General features: G+C 43.6%; 16 protein-coding genes and 2 pseudogenes. 5 read left to right on the top strand and 13 right to left on the bottom strand.

The features are described 5' to 3' along the window. Window positions 1-312: 312 nt before the first annotated feature. Window positions 313-1,374 carry an ABC transporter permease gene (locus Q0339_RS03990; protein WP_298077512.1) on the top strand — a complete coding sequence of 354 codons (1,062 nt, stop codon included), beginning with the start codon at window positions 313-315 and terminating at the stop codon, window positions 1,372-1,374. A 10-nt stretch (window positions 1,375-1,384) separates the two neighbouring features. Further along, window positions 1,385-2,059, top strand: coding sequence for an ABC transporter ATP-binding protein (locus tag Q0339_RS03995; RefSeq protein ID WP_298077513.1), 675 nt, complete (start codon window positions 1,385-1,387; stop codon window positions 2,057-2,059). 100 nt (window positions 2,060-2,159) lie between these two features. Here the strand turns inward: Q0339_RS03995 and Q0339_RS04000 are convergent. Both Q0339_RS04000 and Q0339_RS04005 read right to left on the bottom strand, forming a co-directional pair. Then, window positions 2,160-2,453, bottom strand: a pseudogene (locus Q0339_RS04000) (IS3 family transposase); the annotation flags it as partial. Then, window positions 2,387-2,695 (bottom strand): hypothetical protein, encoded by a 309-nt coding sequence (locus tag Q0339_RS04005; RefSeq protein WP_298077514.1) that lies wholly within the window; start codon window positions 2,693-2,695, stop codon window positions 2,387-2,389. The gene Q0339_RS04005 and the pseudogene Q0339_RS04000, both read right to left, overlap by 67 nt. A gap of 244 nt (window positions 2,696-2,939) precedes the next feature. Here Q0339_RS04005 and Q0339_RS04010 point away from each other — a divergent pair, with 244 nt between their 5' ends. Beyond that, window positions 2,940-3,191 carry a hypothetical protein gene (locus tag Q0339_RS04010; RefSeq protein WP_298077515.1) on the top strand — a complete coding sequence of 84 codons (252 nt, stop codon included), beginning with the start codon at window positions 2,940-2,942 and terminating at the stop codon, window positions 3,189-3,191. Between the two features lie 481 nt (window positions 3,192-3,672). Here Q0339_RS04010 and Q0339_RS04015 read toward each other — a convergent pair whose 3' ends face one another. The 6 genes and pseudogenes from Q0339_RS04015 to rlmD all read right to left on the bottom strand — a co-directional run bounded on the left by Q0339_RS04015 (window position 3,673) and on the right by rlmD (window position 10,501). After that, window positions 3,673-5,214: a hypothetical protein gene (locus Q0339_RS04015; protein WP_298077516.1), complete on the bottom strand. Its 1,542-nt coding sequence runs from the start codon at window positions 5,212-5,214 to the stop codon at window positions 3,673-3,675. Between the two features lie 478 nt (window positions 5,215-5,692). After that, the gene (locus Q0339_RS04020) at window positions 5,693-7,210 is read right to left on the bottom strand and encodes a serine/threonine-protein kinase (protein WP_298077517.1); all 1,518 of its coding nucleotides are present in this window, start codon (window positions 7,208-7,210) and stop codon (window positions 5,693-5,695) included. A 540-nt stretch (window positions 7,211-7,750) separates the two neighbouring features. Continuing rightward, a pseudogene (locus Q0339_RS04025) lies at window positions 7,751-7,972 on the bottom strand (23S rRNA (uracil-5-)-methyltransferase RumA); the annotation flags it as partial. A gap of 73 nt (window positions 7,973-8,045) precedes the next feature. Next, complete coding sequence (locus tag Q0339_RS04030) at window positions 8,046-8,540, bottom strand: hypothetical protein (RefSeq protein ID WP_298077518.1); 495 nt, start codon at window positions 8,538-8,540, stop codon at window positions 8,046-8,048. A gap of 83 nt (window positions 8,541-8,623) precedes the next feature. After that, a complete protein-coding gene (locus tag Q0339_RS04035; RefSeq protein WP_298077519.1) occupies window positions 8,624-9,067 on the bottom strand; it encodes a hypothetical protein in 444 nt (147 codons plus the stop codon). Window positions 9,068-9,118: 51 nt separating this feature from the next. Further along, a complete protein-coding gene (gene rlmD / locus Q0339_RS04040) occupies window positions 9,119-10,501 on the bottom strand; it encodes a 23S rRNA (uracil(1939)-C(5))-methyltransferase RlmD (RefSeq protein ID WP_298077521.1) in 1,383 nt (460 codons plus the stop codon). A 94-nt stretch (window positions 10,502-10,595) separates the two neighbouring features. Here rlmD and Q0339_RS04045 point away from each other — a divergent pair, with 94 nt between their 5' ends. Next, the gene (locus Q0339_RS04045) at window positions 10,596-10,946 is read left to right on the top strand and encodes a hypothetical protein (protein ID WP_298077522.1); all 351 of its coding nucleotides are present in this window, start codon (window positions 10,596-10,598) and stop codon (window positions 10,944-10,946) included. A gap of 42 nt (window positions 10,947-10,988) precedes the next feature. Here the strand turns inward: Q0339_RS04045 and Q0339_RS04050 are convergent, their stop codons facing one another. From Q0339_RS04050 to Q0339_RS04060, 3 genes are all read right to left on the bottom strand, one after another. Further along, on the bottom strand, window positions 10,989-12,752 hold the full coding sequence (locus tag Q0339_RS04050; protein ID WP_298077523.1) for a flavocytochrome c: 1,764 nt from the start codon (window positions 12,750-12,752) through the stop codon (window positions 10,989-10,991). 432 nt (window positions 12,753-13,184) lie between these two features. Beyond that, on the bottom strand, window positions 13,185-13,922 hold the full coding sequence (locus tag Q0339_RS04055) for an amino acid ABC transporter ATP-binding protein (RefSeq protein WP_143227653.1): 738 nt from the start codon (window positions 13,920-13,922) through the stop codon (window positions 13,185-13,187). Further along, window positions 13,922-15,529 (bottom strand): ABC transporter substrate-binding protein/permease, encoded by a 1,608-nt coding sequence (locus tag Q0339_RS04060; RefSeq protein WP_298077525.1) that lies wholly within the window; start codon window positions 15,527-15,529, stop codon window positions 13,922-13,924. The genes Q0339_RS04055 and Q0339_RS04060 overlap by 1 nt, the downstream gene beginning before the upstream one ends. Before the next feature lie 203 nt (window positions 15,530-15,732). Here Q0339_RS04060 and Q0339_RS04065 point away from each other — a divergent pair, with 203 nt between their 5' ends. Next, entirely contained in the window at window positions 15,733-16,755 is a 1,023-nt protein-coding gene (locus Q0339_RS04065; RefSeq protein WP_298077526.1) for a glycosyltransferase, read from the top strand. Window positions 16,756-17,094: 339 nt separating this feature from the next. On the opposite strand, the gene Q0339_RS04070 is transcribed toward Q0339_RS04065, so the two are convergent. Together Q0339_RS04070 and Q0339_RS04075 are read right to left on the bottom strand one after the other, a co-directional pair. Next, window positions 17,095-17,529, bottom strand: coding sequence for a hypothetical protein (locus Q0339_RS04070; RefSeq protein ID WP_298077527.1), 435 nt, complete (start codon window positions 17,527-17,529; stop codon window positions 17,095-17,097). Between the two features lie 629 nt (window positions 17,530-18,158). Next, window positions 18,159-18,509: a hypothetical protein gene (locus Q0339_RS04075; protein ID WP_023392317.1), complete on the bottom strand. Its 351-nt coding sequence runs from the start codon at window positions 18,507-18,509 to the stop codon at window positions 18,159-18,161. Window positions 18,510-18,518 lie beyond the last annotated feature (9 nt).

Here is an 18,518-nt window from a genome sequence, read left to right on the forward strand (position 1 = left end):
ATATCTATCGTATTCTTCATACTAGCCCAGCAAGATTTTTTAGAACAAAGGATATTGAAAGATCTGGCATAAATGAATATAATCATTGTTTCCTGTTAATCTTTTAATTCCCTTAGTATGATTCTAACCCACGACTCCTTTCTCTTGACAGTACTTTTTAGTTTTGGTAGATTGATAGGACTAAACTCGGAGAATTGGTTACAAAGAGATATCCAAGCAGTAATTCAATGCTTCAAATGTTTTTATATAATGGGCTCGGCTAGACTTAAGCTATCTAAGAGCCAAATCACAACCAAGTTAAGGAGCATTCACATGTATCTCGCAATTAAAGAAATTCTGCAAAATAAATTACGCTATAGTCTTATTGTATCCACCATTTTTCTGATTACCTTTATGGTCTTCTTCTTAACTAGCCTAGCACTTGGATTGATTAGAGCCAATCGCATTGCTGCAGATAACTGGGAAGCAACAGGCGTCGTCTTATCTGAGTATGCTAACAAGAATTTGACTGCTTCTTTTATCCCGGAGGCCAGTTACCAAGATAAGCTCTCGGATGACGTGGCTGCTCTTGGTTTTATGTCTGTCGTTACAAATCTCAAAGACAATGACGATAGTGAAAAATTCAATCTTTCTCTCTTTGCCCAAAACTGGGACAGCTTTATTGCACCTAAGTTAACTGAAGGCAATTATCCAACTCAAGATGATGAAGTGGTGGTTGACGAATCTTTGAAAAACTACGGCGTCGAACTGGGAGACGAGATTCAGCTTAATGGGAGTAAGACCAGCTATAAGGTTGTGGGGTTAACTACTAATAGTAAATTTTTTACTGCGCCTGTCGTATACAGCAGTTTGACAACCTACTGGACCTTACAAGGGACGCTTGACTCTAGCCGTTCGGTTTCAGCCTTAATCTTGAAAAATGATCAAATGATTGCAGCGGACGAATTGACTCAGGTTACGGAGGATGAGATGATCTCCCGTATTCCTGGTTATAGTCCTCAGAAAAATGTGTTCTCTGGGATGATTGTTGCCATGATTGTGATTACTGGTCTGATTGTCGGGATCTTCATTTATATTCTTACCATTCAAAAGTTGGGCTTATATGGCGTGATGCGCGCTCAAGGGATTCAATCTAGAACCATTGTTTGGTCCTTATTTTGCCAAATATTCATCCTGTCTCTTATTGGGATTGGCTTAGCTTTAATTGGAATCTGGGCGATTACTTTTGTCTTGCCAACAACCTTCCCTTCCTATCAAAATTGGGCTGCTTATGGTGCCTTAAGTCTGGTTATTGCTTTGATGGCGTTACTTGGCGGAATGATTTCATTACCGCGCGTGCTCAAGATTGATCCAATTACTGCTATTTCCGAATAAGGAGAAAAAGATGACTAAATTAATTGAAATGAAACAAGTAACGAAAACTTACGGGCATGGGCATTTACAGGTGGTTGCTTTACACGAAACAAACTTCCATCTCAATGCTGGTGAGTTTGTGGCCATTATTGGACCGTCAGGTTCCGGGAAAACAACTTTCTTGACCACACTCGGACAACTCCAACATCCATCGAGTGGTGATATTCTTGTAAAAGGAAAAGATACGCACCAGTTATCTGAAAAAGAAAAAACGGCTTTACGTTTCAAGGAGTTTGGCTTTATTCTGCAAACCTCTAACTTAATCCCATTTCTAACCGTCAAAGAACAATTAGACTTAATCGACCGTTTGGATAAGGGAAGGTCGGTTAAAGAAGATCGTCAAAAATTATTCAATCTATTGGATTTAGACAAGGTCAAAAACAACTACCCCAAAGAACTTTCTGGGGGCGAACGTCAACGTGCTGCGATTGCACGAGCCCTCTACAATAACCCAAGTATCATTTTGGCCGACGAACCAACTGCGAGTCTAGACACCCAACGGGCTTATCAAGTCACTGATATGTTAGCTACTATTGCTCATGAACAAGGGAGAGGAGTTGTCATGATTACCCATGACACACGACTTTTAGACAAGTTCGACCGTATTTACACCATGAATGACGGCCAATTGAAGGAGAAAGTCTAAAACTATAGGTAAGTAATTCCATCTATTTGGTCTGCATATATAGAAAAAAGCCTTGATACTGTACTGACCCCAAAAAGCTAGACAATAAATAAAAGAACGACTAACCAAAGGATTTAGTTCTGTATTGTACAGGATTAAGTCCTTTTAGTTTGAGTTTAATACGGCGATGGTTGTAGTAATGAATGTAGGACTCAATAGCTCTGGCTAAGTAATCAATCGTTTTGTAGGACTTCTGTCTGCCATAAACCATCTCAGATTTTAAGATGCCAAAGAAGGACTCCATCATCTCATTATCAGGACTATTCCCTCTGCGCGACATGGAAGGCTTCATCTTCTTACTCTTAAGGACTTGGTGGTATAGTAAGTGCTGATATTGCCATAGCCCTTCCCTTGATAGCGCTCATCAATAAATAAATGGCTAAAATCATAGGCATTTAATAGTGGACAATCATAATACAAGCCCATTCCAATCGGCAATTCATCATCATAAATCAAACAGGCATAACTCCCCATATTCCGATAAGCATATGCTCGTGCTAGCAACTTCATAGAGCTGGCAACATGCTTTACTTGGTGCGGAGCAACTCCCAGAGGGATTCTCCAATTACCTTGTGTGATATCTTTTAGATGTATCATTAGCTATCTCCTTCGAAAAGGTAATCCTTCTCCAACGCCTATGTCTATTATATTTTCCCCTTAATTTCGATACCAGCTTAATCTTTAGCTTGCCTTTAAACTCATTTGTCTACTCATCTCTATTTTAAATAGTTTCTTCATTTTTTTCCACTGCTTTTAAGTAGCTTTCAGGTTCATGCTGTACATTAGAGTTAGCACTAAGGAAAGGAGAAAGCTCCCCCCCAGAGGTGAGCGGTGTAAAACAATGAGAACAATCGTCGTCATACCTAATCTACTAGCCCAAAAACTTCATAAGTACTTCCTCAGATCAGAAAACGCCAAGGCAGCCTACAAGATGGGCGTCCTCACCCTCATCTTCGGCGCCTTCCTAAAAGGCGTCTTCGACATCTACGGCACCCATTCAGTCTACCCAAGCTTCTACCTACCAGTGGGCCTGATACTCTTGCTGGTCGCACTTGGCTTTGAAATCCACCAGAGGAAGGGGATGACAAAATAGGAAATGAAATAACCGGAGGTCAGCCTATAAAGGCGCCTCCGGTTATTATGTGGCATTTGTTTCGTTTCATTACATTATAAGCTTAGTGCACATCCTAGTCTGTATTCCAAACTATTAGCACGTCTTCATATTTATCGTGATATCAAGCTAGTAGTTTTTTATATTGTGCCTAGTTCGTTTAACTTTATAACATCGCAGCCTTTTTTAGTATAGTACTCTATCATTTCAGGAATCTTTGCTTTGTTATAGCTAGTTATTCCATCGAAAATGACGTGGACAGCATATCCCGATTTTGCCATATTATAAGGAGTAGATTTTATGCATTCAGTGGCATCAGCTCCTGTAACATAAAATAATGAATTTAATACCATCATGAGAATGTAATATTTAGCAGGGTCCACCAGGGGCGTTCTGCCCAACTATTAGAATACAACTTCATATTTTTAAACACGCGAGCTATGTATAATAATCGGAAAAAACATCATATTAATATATCATTAAATAAGAAATCTATCAAATCTATCCTTTGTTTCCAAGCCTTTTTATCCGTAGTGCACAGTTCATCGTAGAGGTCATCAGCTGAATCAAAAAAACTATATATACCTTCTGGAGAATAGATTATCTCATTCAAAAATGTATCAATCATCGCTGGGTCAAACTGCAAAGCATCTAGTTCACAATAAGCATATTTTGGGTATTCTTCGTTATTTTTAATTATCCAATACAGCACCTCCTTCTTATACTGTTGAATAATTTTATATCTCTCATATAAATTCTCTGGACTCCTTTGACTGTATACCATATTTGATGATGAATCATAATCTAGCTCGTAAGCATAAATTTTTAATTCATGGCAAATTTCGCAGCATTCGTTATAATACTTATTAGCTATCTCCCACAAGAATTTACCAAATCTTTTTTTTATATAGTCGCCGCCTTCCTCCTTTCTCTCTTTTAACTTTCGTAACAAGTCAATCTCTGGTGTTTTTGATTTCAAGTAGGTCTCATCATTATACCTTGCATATCGTATAGTATTATAAAAATCCGAAAGGATACCTAGCAAATTCTTACCCGACTTCTTTATAGATACGTTCCTATTTGCTTCAATCCAGTCATTTAAACCATTATGTGAATGACTCATTAGTAGATCATATGCTTTATTCTTTTCGCTTTCCAATATATGTTTATTCTTACAAATTAACTCTATTAACGTTTTTTGAATTCTCTCAATCCCCTGAGACGCAAAATAAAGCGTCATAAATGGATACTCAACTAAATAAGATGTTTGCGTATCAAAACATATTTTGTCCAGTGAATGAATAGATTTCCAAATCAAGACTCCCGCAATTTGCAATTCTTCTCTAATAGAGAAGTTTAAAGTCGTCAAGTCTCGATCAATTTCTTTTGTTTTTTGAAGTGTTACTTCTAAATCTTTTTCTGTTTTAACAAGATTAGATTGCCTAAAACTTTCATCATCTAGGGTACTATACGAATTCGCTTCATGCACCCGCTGTATATATCCATATTTATTGAGTATTTCTTTATCATAGAAAGGACCTTCACCTTCTTCATTTACAAAAGTAAAAATTGTATTTTTACTTATAGCGAAACTCCTAATCATGCGTTTCCAAAATTGTTTTTTTTCACTAGTACTGCCCTGGTTTATTCTGAACATACCGATATACGCAGTAAAACTTTTGGATAACCTATCATTTATCAATGTAGCAATATCTGGGATAATATCCTCTATTATCCAAACAAAAGGGTAATCCCTAAAAGAGTTACTACTTAGTTTTTTAAAATCAACTGTACAGCACTTATCCTTATATACATAGGGCTCAATATCCATACCAAAATAGTTCATATCAACAGGACAATCTCCCAAAGAAACAATCATTTTAAAAGGGTTATCAACTAATTCCCTTCCACAGATCATATTTTCGAATATAACTTGACCATAAAAATTGCTTCCCGTATCTCCGCTATCAAATATAAATGCAAAAATTTCTCCGCCATGTCCCATATACTGTCTCCACTCTTTCACTAAAATTCCCCAGCATAGTAAATTTTACAACTCTATAACATTATCGTATAAACTATTAAGCTTAACCTAACCGTTTCTTGAAAGCAACACTACCTCTTCAACATAATATATAACGTAGGATACAAATAATTGGCTATATATATTCACTTTGTAACATTCTCTCAATCTTCCTAATGACCCCACCTTTCACAAAAACTTTCATTCTTCTGATACCATATCGCTCCTTATTCTCCTACACGTTTGCCAAATATATTTCTTGTCTTGCCGTATACCCTTTTAAGTGAGGCGTTGAACTACAAGCAATAAATAGTGGTACCTGTATTCATTACTTGATCTAATCATGATTATCACTTTCTAAAAGAGCACAAACTATCAAAGCAATTGTCTTAAATTCTGACAAACGAACTTATCTTCATCGTATTCCTCTGATAGCCCCTAAAACCTAAATCAGAACAGTTTAATATGATGTATTAGCATTTAAAATATCTTCAAGGAGAGGATCTATGCCACCGTCTATTAAATCCTCAATTTTATGCTGGGCTTTATATCTACCCACACTTTCGGCTAAATAACGTAAAATCTTTGCAGCAACCTCTTTTACTGGATAGGGGAACTCTTCCTTTAAAATCAAATATGAAAGATCAACGAAAACATCTGCATATTCATATTCCTTTAAGTTTTCTATATAATAATAATCGATCGATTGAATTATATTATTCGCACGCCTTTCATCAGTATGCATAAAACTAACAATAGCATATATAAAATCAGTGCCTTTTTGAATGCAATTTTTACACAAATCCTTCCCGCGCAAAGAAGAAATGTAGTTTTCTACATCAGAATCAAATTCCTGATTTGAAATTTTCTTCCAGATTTCTTTTTCGTACTCTTTATCACTCATCAAACTAATAAAGTCATTAAGTTCTTCTAACATATGAGTTGCATCTTTATATCTATAATCGGGATTAAAAATAGTAGCTTTCTCACAGATTGGACCAAGAGGATGACTAAAATCATCAGGGTTAGTCGTTAGTATAAAATTGATTATACGTCCAAGAGAATAAACATCACTGCGCTTATCCGCCTCTTTCAACATAGTTAGTTGCTCAGGAGCACAATAATAAAGCTGTCCATATGATGCGGTATCAACTGTCTGATGAGAAGTTAAGGTATCCAAGTTTTTGCCTAGGCCAAAATCAGCTAGTTTTATTTTGTTTTCTACAAGAAAAATATTTGTTGAGCTTAAATCTCTATGCAATACGTTTTTTTCATGAACAAGAGACATGGCACGCAATATTTGCCGTACAACATCAACTTGAGACTCGTACGATAAAGGGTTCTCTTTGATAAAGGTATCCAATGTAGAATCTGCTTTTTCCATAGTATACGAACAGTTTTTGCTATCAAAATCAAACACTCTGATTATACTATCTATATCTGAACAAGATTTAGTAATTTCATATTCTCTCTTAAAGCGACTTCTAAGTTCTCTTTTCTTACTTGACTCCTCACTTAGCTTTTTCATTACTAAACCCGTTGAGTTTTGATAATAAATAGTCGCAAATCCACCTTTACCAATTTCAACCAAATCTAGATCTACTTCAACCAACTGAAACCTACCCTCTTTCTGGAATAATTTCAATGAATATATAGAACACATCTTACCTATTTTATTGATTATCTTCTGCTGATGCTCTAGCGCATCAATCTCATTAGTTTGTCGTTCTATTAAAATATATTTTTTGCTAAGAATAACATTTAAAAAATCACTAATCTTATTGCTGCTTTCTAATTCTAATAATTTCTGATTGACATACCTCCATCTTGTAGGAAAACCTCCTCCATAACTGTCATTCGACTTAAACCTATTATTAAAGAATCGAACTAAATCTGGTCCTGTTTTATATATAAATAAATCTAAGTCATCCCCACAGAAAATTTTAGATAATTTCTCGAAGAAGTCTAAATTTATCAAAATCTCACTCCTCTTATATCACGATACATCATCACTGTAACGTTGTTAAATTTACTTTTACCAATTTCTTGAGAAACATCACATTTTAATCTCGTTTTAGTATGCAACAAGTTATAACAAATTCAAGGGAACATTAGTACTATATACTTTTTGCTACCTAATCAAAATCACAATCTCGAATAACTGCCTTTATAACAATTCAATTATTTAATTTCTAATTACCTATACTGGCACTATTAGCTTGAAAGGAATTACATCTTCCAATATAATCTTACACTCTCCAATTATTTCAAATATTTGTATATAGTTTAAGCGGACTCTTTCATGATAAGTACTTTGAATGTACTAAACGTATAGCATTTCAAGTACTGAATTTATTATTTTTAGCTCAAATAGAGCTAGCTTTCATGCCATTAAGCTACTCTAAATTTTTCTATATCATCTTGAAAAGCAAGATAACTTTTACAGAGATGTTTACGATTTCGCAAAGCCTTAAATTTATTTCATTTTCTTTTACTATACTAACTCCCCATATTGTAATTATATCTTTCTAACTACCGCCACACACTCCACATGTGCAGTCTGAGGGAATAAATCAACCGGCTGCACCCACTGCAGCTCATAACCTGCCTGGGTCATGAGTTGACAATCCCGGGCGCAGGTGGCCGGGTTGCAGGAGACGTAGACGATCTTGTCCGGCGCCAGCTCAATCAGGGTCTTAACGAATTCAGGGTCTAGGCCCTTGCGTGGTGGGTCAACCAATGCGGGATTGCGTCTTCAACTCCTTGGACCTCTTCAATTAATTGTCTGATTAGCATGGATAACCCCCTATAGCTTAGTACATACCGTAGTCTTCGTACCAGCCCAGAACCGCGACCTTATAGCCTTCTTTTGAGTATTTCTTGGCATAGCCTTCAGCCACCCAAGCACTAGGAAAAGTTAGGACTTGTAGTGTGTTTTTAGGATCCTGACGCGTATATGTCCATAGACTCCGACTCCATCCTGAGACTTTATATTCTATTTCGCGATCCAACATAATGGCAAACACTTGCTTCTTGTAGCGCGAAAATCTCCCTACTTTATTCTGAAAAGCTTTATTTATCCATATACGCTTACCGTTCTCGAAGACAGAAAATCTCTGGTAAACTACAATCACATATCTCCCAGACTCAAAGTTACTGCCCCAGTCATAGCCAACATCGTCCATGCCCATATAATCCGAAAATAGGTTGAACGCCTTAGCAATAAATGCTTTCTCACTATCTTCTGGTCTAAAGACCAACTCAAGATTTTCTTCTTTAAAGACCGTTTCTACCTTCTGAATTCCCATGACAAGACTCCCTATACTTCCTAACTATCGATAACATAACTTTTCCCATCATCAATATAGGCTTAACAAAGACTAGGACCCTCTTAATTCTGATAATGATTTTCCCAATAGGTCCTTGAATTTGGACCAGCACCCTCAGGAAGCTGCTCTAAACACAAATCTTCTTTTTGCATATCTACAATCCACTTAAGTTCTGCAAAGGCAAGTCGATGGGCTGCCCGCGAGAATGAGCTATCTTGGTAGTCTATTTCTTCTAGTATTTTGACCTCTATCCTATAGCCCGCTTGTATGTGTTGGTCGATTAGTTTAGGCACTAAGTTCGTAACGTAATTATTGAGATAACGATGAATGTGACAACCTAACAATCTAGCACGTAAGTTCGTGGCTTTCCCCACATAGAGACAAAATTCTTCGTTCTCCTTTTTAGCAAACACGCCATAGACCGCCACTATATCTCTTTCAAGCATTTCCAAAGGCAAATCAATCCCTCGTTCATTGGCTATATCCACCTTTTGTTTGTTTGTCATTCCCTTTCCCATTGATAATCAGTCCTGCCTTTTCAATAAATTTATCAATACCTAGCTATTATGGTTTTTAACAAGCACCGCCACACACTCAACATGCGCGGTCTGCGGAAATAAATCGACCGGCTGCACCCACTGCAGCTCATAGCCTGCCTGGGCCAAGAGTTGGCAATCTCGGGCGCAGGTGGCTGGGTTACAGGACACGTAAACAATCTTGTCCGGCGCCAGCTCAATCAGGGTCTTAACGAATTCTGGGTCTAGGCCCTTGCGTGGTGGGTCAACCACCGCCACATCAAAATGAATGCCTTCCGCCTGCCAAGCTGGCAGCACTTCTTCGGCCTTGCCGGCTTGGAAGGTGACATTACTTAGGCCATTGGCTTGCGCATTGGCCCGCGCCATGTCGATGGCTTCTGGTACGATTTCCATAGCATAGACCTGACCGGCTTGACGGGCTAGGGCCAGGGAGATGGTGCCAATCCCGCAGTAGGCATCCAGGACGGTCTCACTGCCAGATAAATCGGCTGCCTCAATGGCAAAGCGATAGAGGGCTTCGGCCTGAGGGGTGTTGACCTGATAGAAGGAATGAGGTGAGATGGCAAAGTCCAAGCCCAGCATCTGATCCTGATAGACCGGCTGCCCCCACAAGAGGCGATTGGTCGGCCCCATAATGACATTATTGGCCTGAGTATGGCTGTTGAGGACCAGACTGACTAGGTTAGGAATGGCGTCGGTCAGGGATTCAACCAACTGCTCTTCTCGCGGCAGGCCCTTGCCGTTGACGACCAAGATTAACATGACTTGGCCACTATAGTGGCCGCGCTTGACGATGATATGGCGAATTTGGCCCTTGCGGCTTTCCTCGTCATAGGCAGTATAGCCCAGTTGGCGCAAGATATCTCGTGTCTTAAGAATGGCTTGGTCGATGGCCGGGTCTTGAATATGGAAGTTCTCCACCGGCACTAGTTGGTGGCTGTTCTTACGGAAGAAGCCAGTCTCCAACTGCCCTTTGACCGTCCGAACAGGAATTTGCGCCTTATTGCGGTATTGCCAAGGATGGTCCATGCCATGAGTTGGCCGGACTTCCAGACTTTCCGGGAATTTTCCTAGGCGACTGAAGACTTGCTTGACTAGGGCCTGCTTAGCCTTAAGCTGGGCAGGATAAGCCATATGTTGCAGAGTCATGGTGCCAATCTGACGGCCGATAGGATCGGTAATCTCCACCCGATCCGGGCTGGCAGTTAGGATCTCTTCTAGGCGCGCAAAGCCGAAGGACTTGCCGACCTTGAGGACCTTAATGGCTACCTGCTCGCCCGGAATAACGCCCTCCACAAAGAAGGGGTAGCCGTCGATTTTGACGACACCCTGGCCTTCATGGGTTAGGTCTACTACCTGACCTTGGTGTACTTGATTCTTCTTAAATACTTGTTTTGCGTCCATCTTCAGTCTCCTTTGCTTTTCCTTCCTATCATACCATGAATCAAAGGCTAGGCAAAGACGTGGCCCCTCCTTGCGGACTAGTTTAGGAAGCCATATGCCACCTTTTTCGTCGAGCCAGTCCATTGTTCTACCTATCCATGGACTGGCTACACCTTTTCTAGGCTATCTGGCACTTTTTGACCTATTTTTGTCGAACCAGTCCATTGTTCTTCCTATCAATGGACTGGCGGCACATTTCCTAGGCTATCTCGCACTTTTTGACCTATTTTCGTTGAGCCAGTCCATTGTTCTAGCTATCCATGGACTGGCGACACCTTTTCTAGGCTATCTGGCATTTTTTGACCAATTTTTCTTGAGCCAGTCCATTGTTCTGGCCATCCATGGACTGGCGCTGACCTTTTACCTAGCTTGCCCTGCTTGTATTAAGTACTGGTGGCGGTCTTAATACAACAAAAGAGGCAGGGTCTCGCCCCTGCCTGAACTTGTCTTATTTACTTACCATCTTGCCGGCAACACGACCGAAGGTGATGATATCAGCGATGGCGTTCCCGCCTAGGCGGTTAGAACCATGAATCATGCCGGTTAATTCACCGGCTGCATAGAGGCCTTCAATAGGCTTGCCAGCTTCATCTAGAACTCGCGTATCCTTGTCGGTCACCAAGCCCCCCATAGTGTGGTGGACACTTGGTCGAACTTTTTCTAGGATATAAGGGCCTTCTTCCAAGGATGCCAAGCCAGCCCGGTGGTTGAAGTCGGGGTCTTTTTTGTCCTTGGCATATTGGTTCACCTTGGCTACCGTTTCCTTGAGCTTAGCTGGATCGATGTCGAAGTGAGCCGCGACTTCTTCCAGCGTATCTGCTTCAACTAGCAGGCCTTGTTTTTTGAGTTCTTGGTACTCAGCTTGGTGGTGCTCCTTAGAGTGGGAGATATCGTCCGTCTTCTGGTTCCAGAGTTGATAAGCATAGCCCCCTGGTTGAGCCAGAATAGCCTTAGAAATCACATCCCGCCGGTCCAATTCTTCGACAAAGCGCTGGCCCTCTTGGTTAATCAGGACCGCCCCATCGAAACGGGTATCGGCAAGGAGAGAGATTTCCCCAGTCTCAGGGTTAGAAACTGGATAAGTTTGGATGGAAGACATATTGGTGACAGCTGCACCAATGGCTTGAGCCATGACAATACCATCACCGGTAGAGCCGACCGTATCCGTGGACAGGTAGCGCTCGTCCATCTCAGGGTTGTATTGCTTACGCATGTCAATGTTAGAGCCAAAGCCCCCAGTCGTCAGCACGACCCCATTCTTAGCATGGAAGGTCACGGCCTGGCCTTGATGGTCTGCCTTGACGCCGACAACACGCTTGCTGTCGTCTTGGATGAGTTCAGTAGCCTTGGTGTTAACTAAAATCTTGACGCCCAGTTCTTCTGCCTTAGCATTGAGCTTGGTCACCAGCTCTTGGCCTGTGTGGCCTTCTGGAATTAGGGCCCGCTTGTAAGAATGGCCGCCAAATTGGAAGAGCTTGTCTTCTAGGAATTTGACGCCCACCACGTCACGTAGCCATTCGGCTGACTCTAGGGCATGTTCTGCTAGATAGCGAACCATCTCAGGATTACCCAGATTGTCGCCACCCTTCATGGTGTCTTGGTAGTAGGTTTCTACGCTGTCGCCTTCAATACCTAGTTTCTTCTGAACCCAGTTGCCTGGCGCATTCATTTCGCCCCCACTAATGAGAGTGTTCCCGCCGACAGCTGGCATCTTCTCGATGATAACCACGGATTTTCCGGCTTGGGCTGCTTCGATGGCTGCACTAAAGCCCGCACCCCCGGCTCCGACAACGACTACGTCATAGGATTGTTCGCTGTCTAGCTGCTCTTGGGTTGAAGTAGTAGAGCTTACTTCTGCTAGGGTCACGCCTGATTTCTTGACGGCATCTTGGACGGCCTCTAGATAGCCTTGGCTAGTGGCCGTGGAGCCAGACACCACATCGACATCGGCCTTGTTGTTGCCGATAATCTTGTCCTTAAGCTGCTTGTAGACGGGTGTGGCTAGGACTTCATTCTCATCGGACTGGAGCACCTTAATGTCCGCAATCCGGTCGTCTTGGAAGGTCACTTCCACCTCGACGGTCCCGTGTTTGCCCTGGCCTTGGCCCTTGACCGTTTGGCTGCCGATCGCCTGAGCTAGGCTAGCCAAGGGACCCATGACTAGGACTAAGAGGGCTAAGACTAGCCAGAACTTTTTCCAGTAATTTTTCATATTCCATCCTCCTATCTATTTTTACCACCAAGACTAGGCTCATTATCTTGGTTGACTTTCCATTATACTCCTTTTTAGGCTGACTGTCTTTGCAGATTCTTGCTGAAAACATGCGCAATCTTGCGGTCTTATCCATCAACTTTCTGTCAAGATTTACCGAAATCCGATAGCATTCTCAACTCAATAGATTATTAATCGAGCTTTGCCAGGGGCGGGTGGGCCCAAGCTTAGCCCTCAGTGCCAAAAGGATGCCGAGCGTATGAGTTCCCCTGGGAGCTTTAGCGACCTAGGGGACCATAGATCGGCAAGGCGGAAGACATCCGCAGGATGGCTGCAGCCGGTCCCGCACTGAGGGCTAAGTTGGCGCCCACCCGCCCTAGGCAAAGCCAAGCATAAAAACAGGCGACTGGAAATCCAGTCGCCTGTAACTGATTAACTGCGTAAGTAACGTTCCAAGAATTGTTGGGTCCGTTCTTCTTGTGGGTTGACGAAGAGTTGCTCTGGTGCGCCTTGTTCGGCGATGACCCCTTGGTCCATGAAGACCACGCGGTCGGAAACCTCGCGAGCGAACTCCATTTCGTGGGTGACAATAATCATGGTCAAACCAGTGTGTGCCAATTCCTTCATAACCTTCAAGACTTCGCCGACCATCTCAGGGTCAAGTGCGGAAGTTGGTTCATCGAAGAGAATGACATCTGGCTGCATGGTTAAGGCCCGAGCAATGGCTACCCGTTGCTTTTGACCCCCAGATAATTGGCTAGGACGGGCATGGACATAATCCCCCATACCTACTTGTTCTAGGAACTTAGTAGCTAAGGCTTCGGTCTCAGCCTTGTCCTTACCTAGGACCTTGATAGGGCCGACAGTACAGTTAGCCAAGACATCCATATTGTTGAAGAGGTTGAAGGATTGGAAGACCATACCGATATGGGTCCGATACTTGTTAACGTCATGCTTAACGTCCAAGATATTCTCGCCACGATAGATGATTTCCCCACCGCTTGGTTCCTCTAAGAGGTTAATACAACGCAAGAGGGTGGATTTACCTGAACCTGAAGAGCCGATAATGGTTACGACTTCCCCTGCTTCAACGGAAAAATCAATGTCCTTGAGGACCGTACGGTCGCCAAAGGTTTTGCTTAAGTGTTGAATTTCTACAATCGCCATGATTAGGCCTCCTCTTTGAGCACTGCCACTTGTTGTTGGTTACCGGCAGCCAATTGATCACTTGGGCGCCCGTCAATGCGTTTTTCAATGGCGCGCAAGAGTGATGTAATGGTAAAGGTTAAGATGAAGTAGATAACGGCCGTTACGAAGAAGGTCTCGAAGTAACGGAAGTTATTGCCGGCAATGGTCTTGGTCGTGAAGTAGAGTTCGCTGACCGAGATAACGTTGAGGACAGATGTATCCTTGACGTTGATGACAAATTCATTCCCGACAGATGGCAGAATGGTCCGGAAGACTTGTGGCATGACCACTTCTTTCATGGTTTGCCAGTGGTTCATCCCGATAGCACGAGCGGCTTCAAATTGGCCCTTGTCGATGGCGTAAATCCCACCCCGAACGACTTCGGCAATGTAGGCCCCGGTGTTAATGGAGACAACCAGGAAGGCTGCTGACATAGGAGTTAATTTCCAGCCCCAGAGCAAGTCAGTCCCGTAGTAGAAGATCATAGCTTGAACGATCATCGGTGTCCCACGGAAGATGGCAATATAGGCATTGAGCAAGAGGTTAGCAACCTTCAAAATCCCATTATGGATTTGACTCTTAGACTTAGGAATGGTCCGGATAATCCCTACGGCTAAACCTATCAGGAGACCGATTAAGGTACCTGTTAGGGATACCCAGAGGGTCATGCCTGTCCCGGCTAAGTATTGACGCCAGTTCTGAGTGGCAATCTCCCAGGTGCGAGCAAAGAAGTTATATTCTTCTGTTGCCGCTGCTTCAGTGCTGGTTTCTTCTTGACCATCAGCCGCTGGCTGGTTCTTAATGGCCTGATCCATGAAGTCCTTACGTTGTTGATCTGAGATTTCCGCAATGGCTTCATTGATTTGGGACATGAGGGGACTCCCCTTCTTGACCCCGATAGAGACCTTGCGATCCTCTGGTGCCACTTGGAAACTTGGATTAAGTTCCACGTAAGTGAATAGAGGGTTAGCCGCTGCCGCAGAGACAGCTTCTGGATATTCTGAAATGTAGGCGTCTAACTTGCCTGCTTCTAAGGCCACCCGCAAGACAGGGAAAGAATCCTGTGCCTGCTCAACCTGAGCGCCCTTGAGTTGTTGCAGTAAGCCATAGTGTAGAGTTCCTTGTTGGCCTGACACCTTAGCACCCGCAAAGTCTTCTAAGGTCTTAGCTTGGGCGTAAGGCGAATCCTTGCGGACCACCATAACGAAGCGTGACTCATAGTAAGACTCGGAGAAGTCGATTTCCTTAGACCGCTCCGCTGTTGGCGACATGCCGGCAATAATCATATCGATTTTATCTGATTGGACAGCTGGTAAGAGCCCATCCCACTCCGTCTTGACCACTTGGACTTCGCGGCCTAATTTTTCCCCAATCTTACGCGCGATTTGCACGTCGTAACCATTGGCGAATTCCTTGGAGTCCTTAATAGGTACAGCACCGTTAGCGTTGGTGGACTGTGTCCAGTTATAAGGCGGATAGCCCGCTTCCATCCCGATCAATAGGGGTTGAGCGTCTTGCTTCTTGGCGCCACACGCTACCATCATGAATGCAACGAAGGCTAATGCCAAGAATTTTAACGATTTTTTCATTTTTCTCACTCCTATTAATAGAATTATAATAATAAGTATACACCTTCCGAACCATAGTGCAAGATATTTTTAAGATGAAAGCGTTATTTATGGTTTATTTTTTTCAAATGTCCCAACTATTCTCTCAGCTAAGCTTGCACTCTAGCTTCTATTACTATACACTTAAGGAAAGCAATTGCATTTTATTTAAAGGAGGTTTCGGGGTGAAAGTCCTACTCTACAGTCAACATCTCGACAAGATCGCCAAATCTGGCCTTGGTAAATCAATTAAACATCAAATGAAGGCCTTGGAACATGCCGGGATTGACTACACCACCGATCCCAAGAGCTCCTTCGATTTATTACATATCAATACCTACTTCCCCCAATCCATGCTCTTCGCCCGCAAATGTCGCAAGCAAGGCATTCCGGTCGTCTACCATGCCCATTCGACCATGGAAGACTTCCGTAACTCCTTCCGCTTCTCTAATCAGCTAGCGCCCATCTTCAAGCGTTGGCTCATGACCTGCTATCAGCAGGGCGATGTCCTCATTACACCTACGCCCTACTCCAAGCGTCTACTCGATTCTTATAATATGGGTCGGGAAATCTTCGTCCTATCTAACGGCATTGAACTAGAGAAATTTGCCCCTCAGCCTCAGGCGCGGGAGCTCTTCCGGGCTCGCTACGGACTGACCGAGCAAGACTTCGTCTGCATTGGGATTGGCCTCTACCTTGAGCGCAAGGGCATTCTAGATTTTGTGGAGTTGGCTAAGCGCCTGCCCCACATCCGCTTCATCTGGTTTGGCTATACGGACTTGAACCTAGTGCCGTCCGCCATTCGGGCTGCGGTCTCCAATCCGCCAGCCAACCTGACCTTTGCTGGTTATGTCGATAATCAGCAGATTATTCAAGCCATGCAGGGTAGCGACCTCTACCTCTTCCCTACCTTGGAAGAAACCGAGGGCATTCCGGCCGTCGAGGCCTGTGCCGCCCATGCCAAATTCATCGTTCGAGACATTCCAGTCTTCGATGACTGGTTGACCGACCAGGTCAACGTCTATAAGGCTAAGGATGTCGATGACTTCGAGCGTCTGATTCGGGCTAGCCAAGCCCAAGAGCTACCTGACTTGACCCAGGCAGCCTATCCTGTAGCGGTTCAACGTGACCTAGCGGTCATCGGCCAAGAACTAGGCCGCATCTACGGCCATGCTATCCGTGCTAGTCAGGAGCGACAAGGTTTATAAAGTACGTAAAAGGGTGGGAGTTTCCCACCTTTTTCTATGCTCTAAACCGTGTGAGACCAGCCCCACTCGAGCCAAAAGACGGGGCTTGGAGTGGGACCGGCTGCAGCCAGCCTGCGGCTGTCGAATGGCTAAGTCACTAACGTTCCAAGCCCTTCTGATACGCGAGGCATCCACTAGACCACAAGCCCGCTTTTGGACGTGGGGCTGGTCTTACACTGGACGATTGGCAAAATGAAGAAAGCTAAGTTGTTTGCCTCTTGAAAAGCACCCCATAAGTTAGACATTAAAAGTCCAACTAATGGGGTGCTTTTCTTAAAAGACGAAATCTTATTTTCTAACTCAATGGTTTGCCCCTGGACCTTGTAAAATAACCGCCCCCTTATATTGAGCGTAGTAAATTGGGCCCAGTTGCCATATTTTAACTAAAGGGATATAACCATAGTAGTGATTTTTGTTATAGTAAATGGTTTGAGGTGGCTGAGAACTAAAGAATCGGATCTCTTCTACCACAATAGAGGTTGGAAATGCGTCTCGTTTTTTGTCCTTCTTATCAGGAATATAGGCTGTCAAATCTTCTTCAATCGGCCGCACATCATTTGGATTTGCTCCCTTGAACCACTCTACAGCATATTCTTCACACCAAGATTCATGTGGCTTCTTAGGGCAGCAACATAGGTCATCACCTACTGATTGGTTGGCTTGAACGTTTGAAGTCGATAGACAAAAGAGCAGTAGAAACAAGAAAGTGAGTGGAGTCAAAATAAAACGTTTCATATTGCATTGCTCCTTTATATAGTTGCATGCTTGATGACGACATTATCCTAATCCTCCCTTCCCAAATACATCGTCATCCAAATCCTATCTACACACTCATTATACATCCAGAAAGTGTTTTCATCCACTTTCTTTATGCTTTTTGACAGTCCAGTGTGGGCCAAGCCCCACGGTCAAAAGACGGTGCTTGTGGTGTCTAGGATGTGGCGCCTATCTGAAGGGCTTGGAAGGTCAGTGACTTAGCCCTTCAATAGCGACACAAGGCGGAAGACAGCCAAAGGCTGGCTGTAGCCGGTCCCACCTCAAGCTCCGCCTTTTGGTTTAAGCGGGGCTAGGCTCACACGCATTTGGACACCTTCAACTTCGTCTCTATCCCCTTTCGTAGTCCAGTGTGAGACCAGCCCCACGTCCAAAAACGGGCTTGTGGTGCAGAGGATGCCTCGCGTATCAGAAGGGCTTGGAACGCTAGTGACCTAGCCCTTCGATAGCGAGGCAAGGCGGAAGACAGCCGCAGGCTGGCTGCAGCCGGTCCCACCACAAGCCCGTCTTTTGGCTCGAGTGGGGCTGGCCTCACACGCTCCCGGACACAGATAAAAAGGGTGGGAAATTCTTTTCCCACCCTTTCTATATTACCCCTCCGTCTGGCGGAGATGGTCCACAAATTTATCCAATTGATGCTTGTCCCGCGCCTTCTGGGCCTGAGAAATATTGCTTGGATTGAGGTAAATCCGTAGCTGTTCGACGTCGGCCGCATCATAGGCGACCACTGCCTCCCCTTCTTCCTCATTGTCCGAGACCCGAGCCACCCGGGCGAATTCCTGGCTCAAGAGAGCCAACAAATCCTCGGCCACGGCTTCCCGTAAGACTTGATACATGGCGGCAAAGGGCGCCGGAATCATAAAGGCGTCAACCTGCACCAAGTCATCTTGGGCTTGCTCCTTGTGGGCTTTTTGCTTTCTTTTGCTTGGCTTTTTGGACACGGTCTTGCT

It is taken from the genome of uncultured Abiotrophia sp., assembly GCF_938010525.1.
Lineage (GTDB): Bacteria > Bacillota > Bacilli > Lactobacillales > Aerococcaceae > Abiotrophia.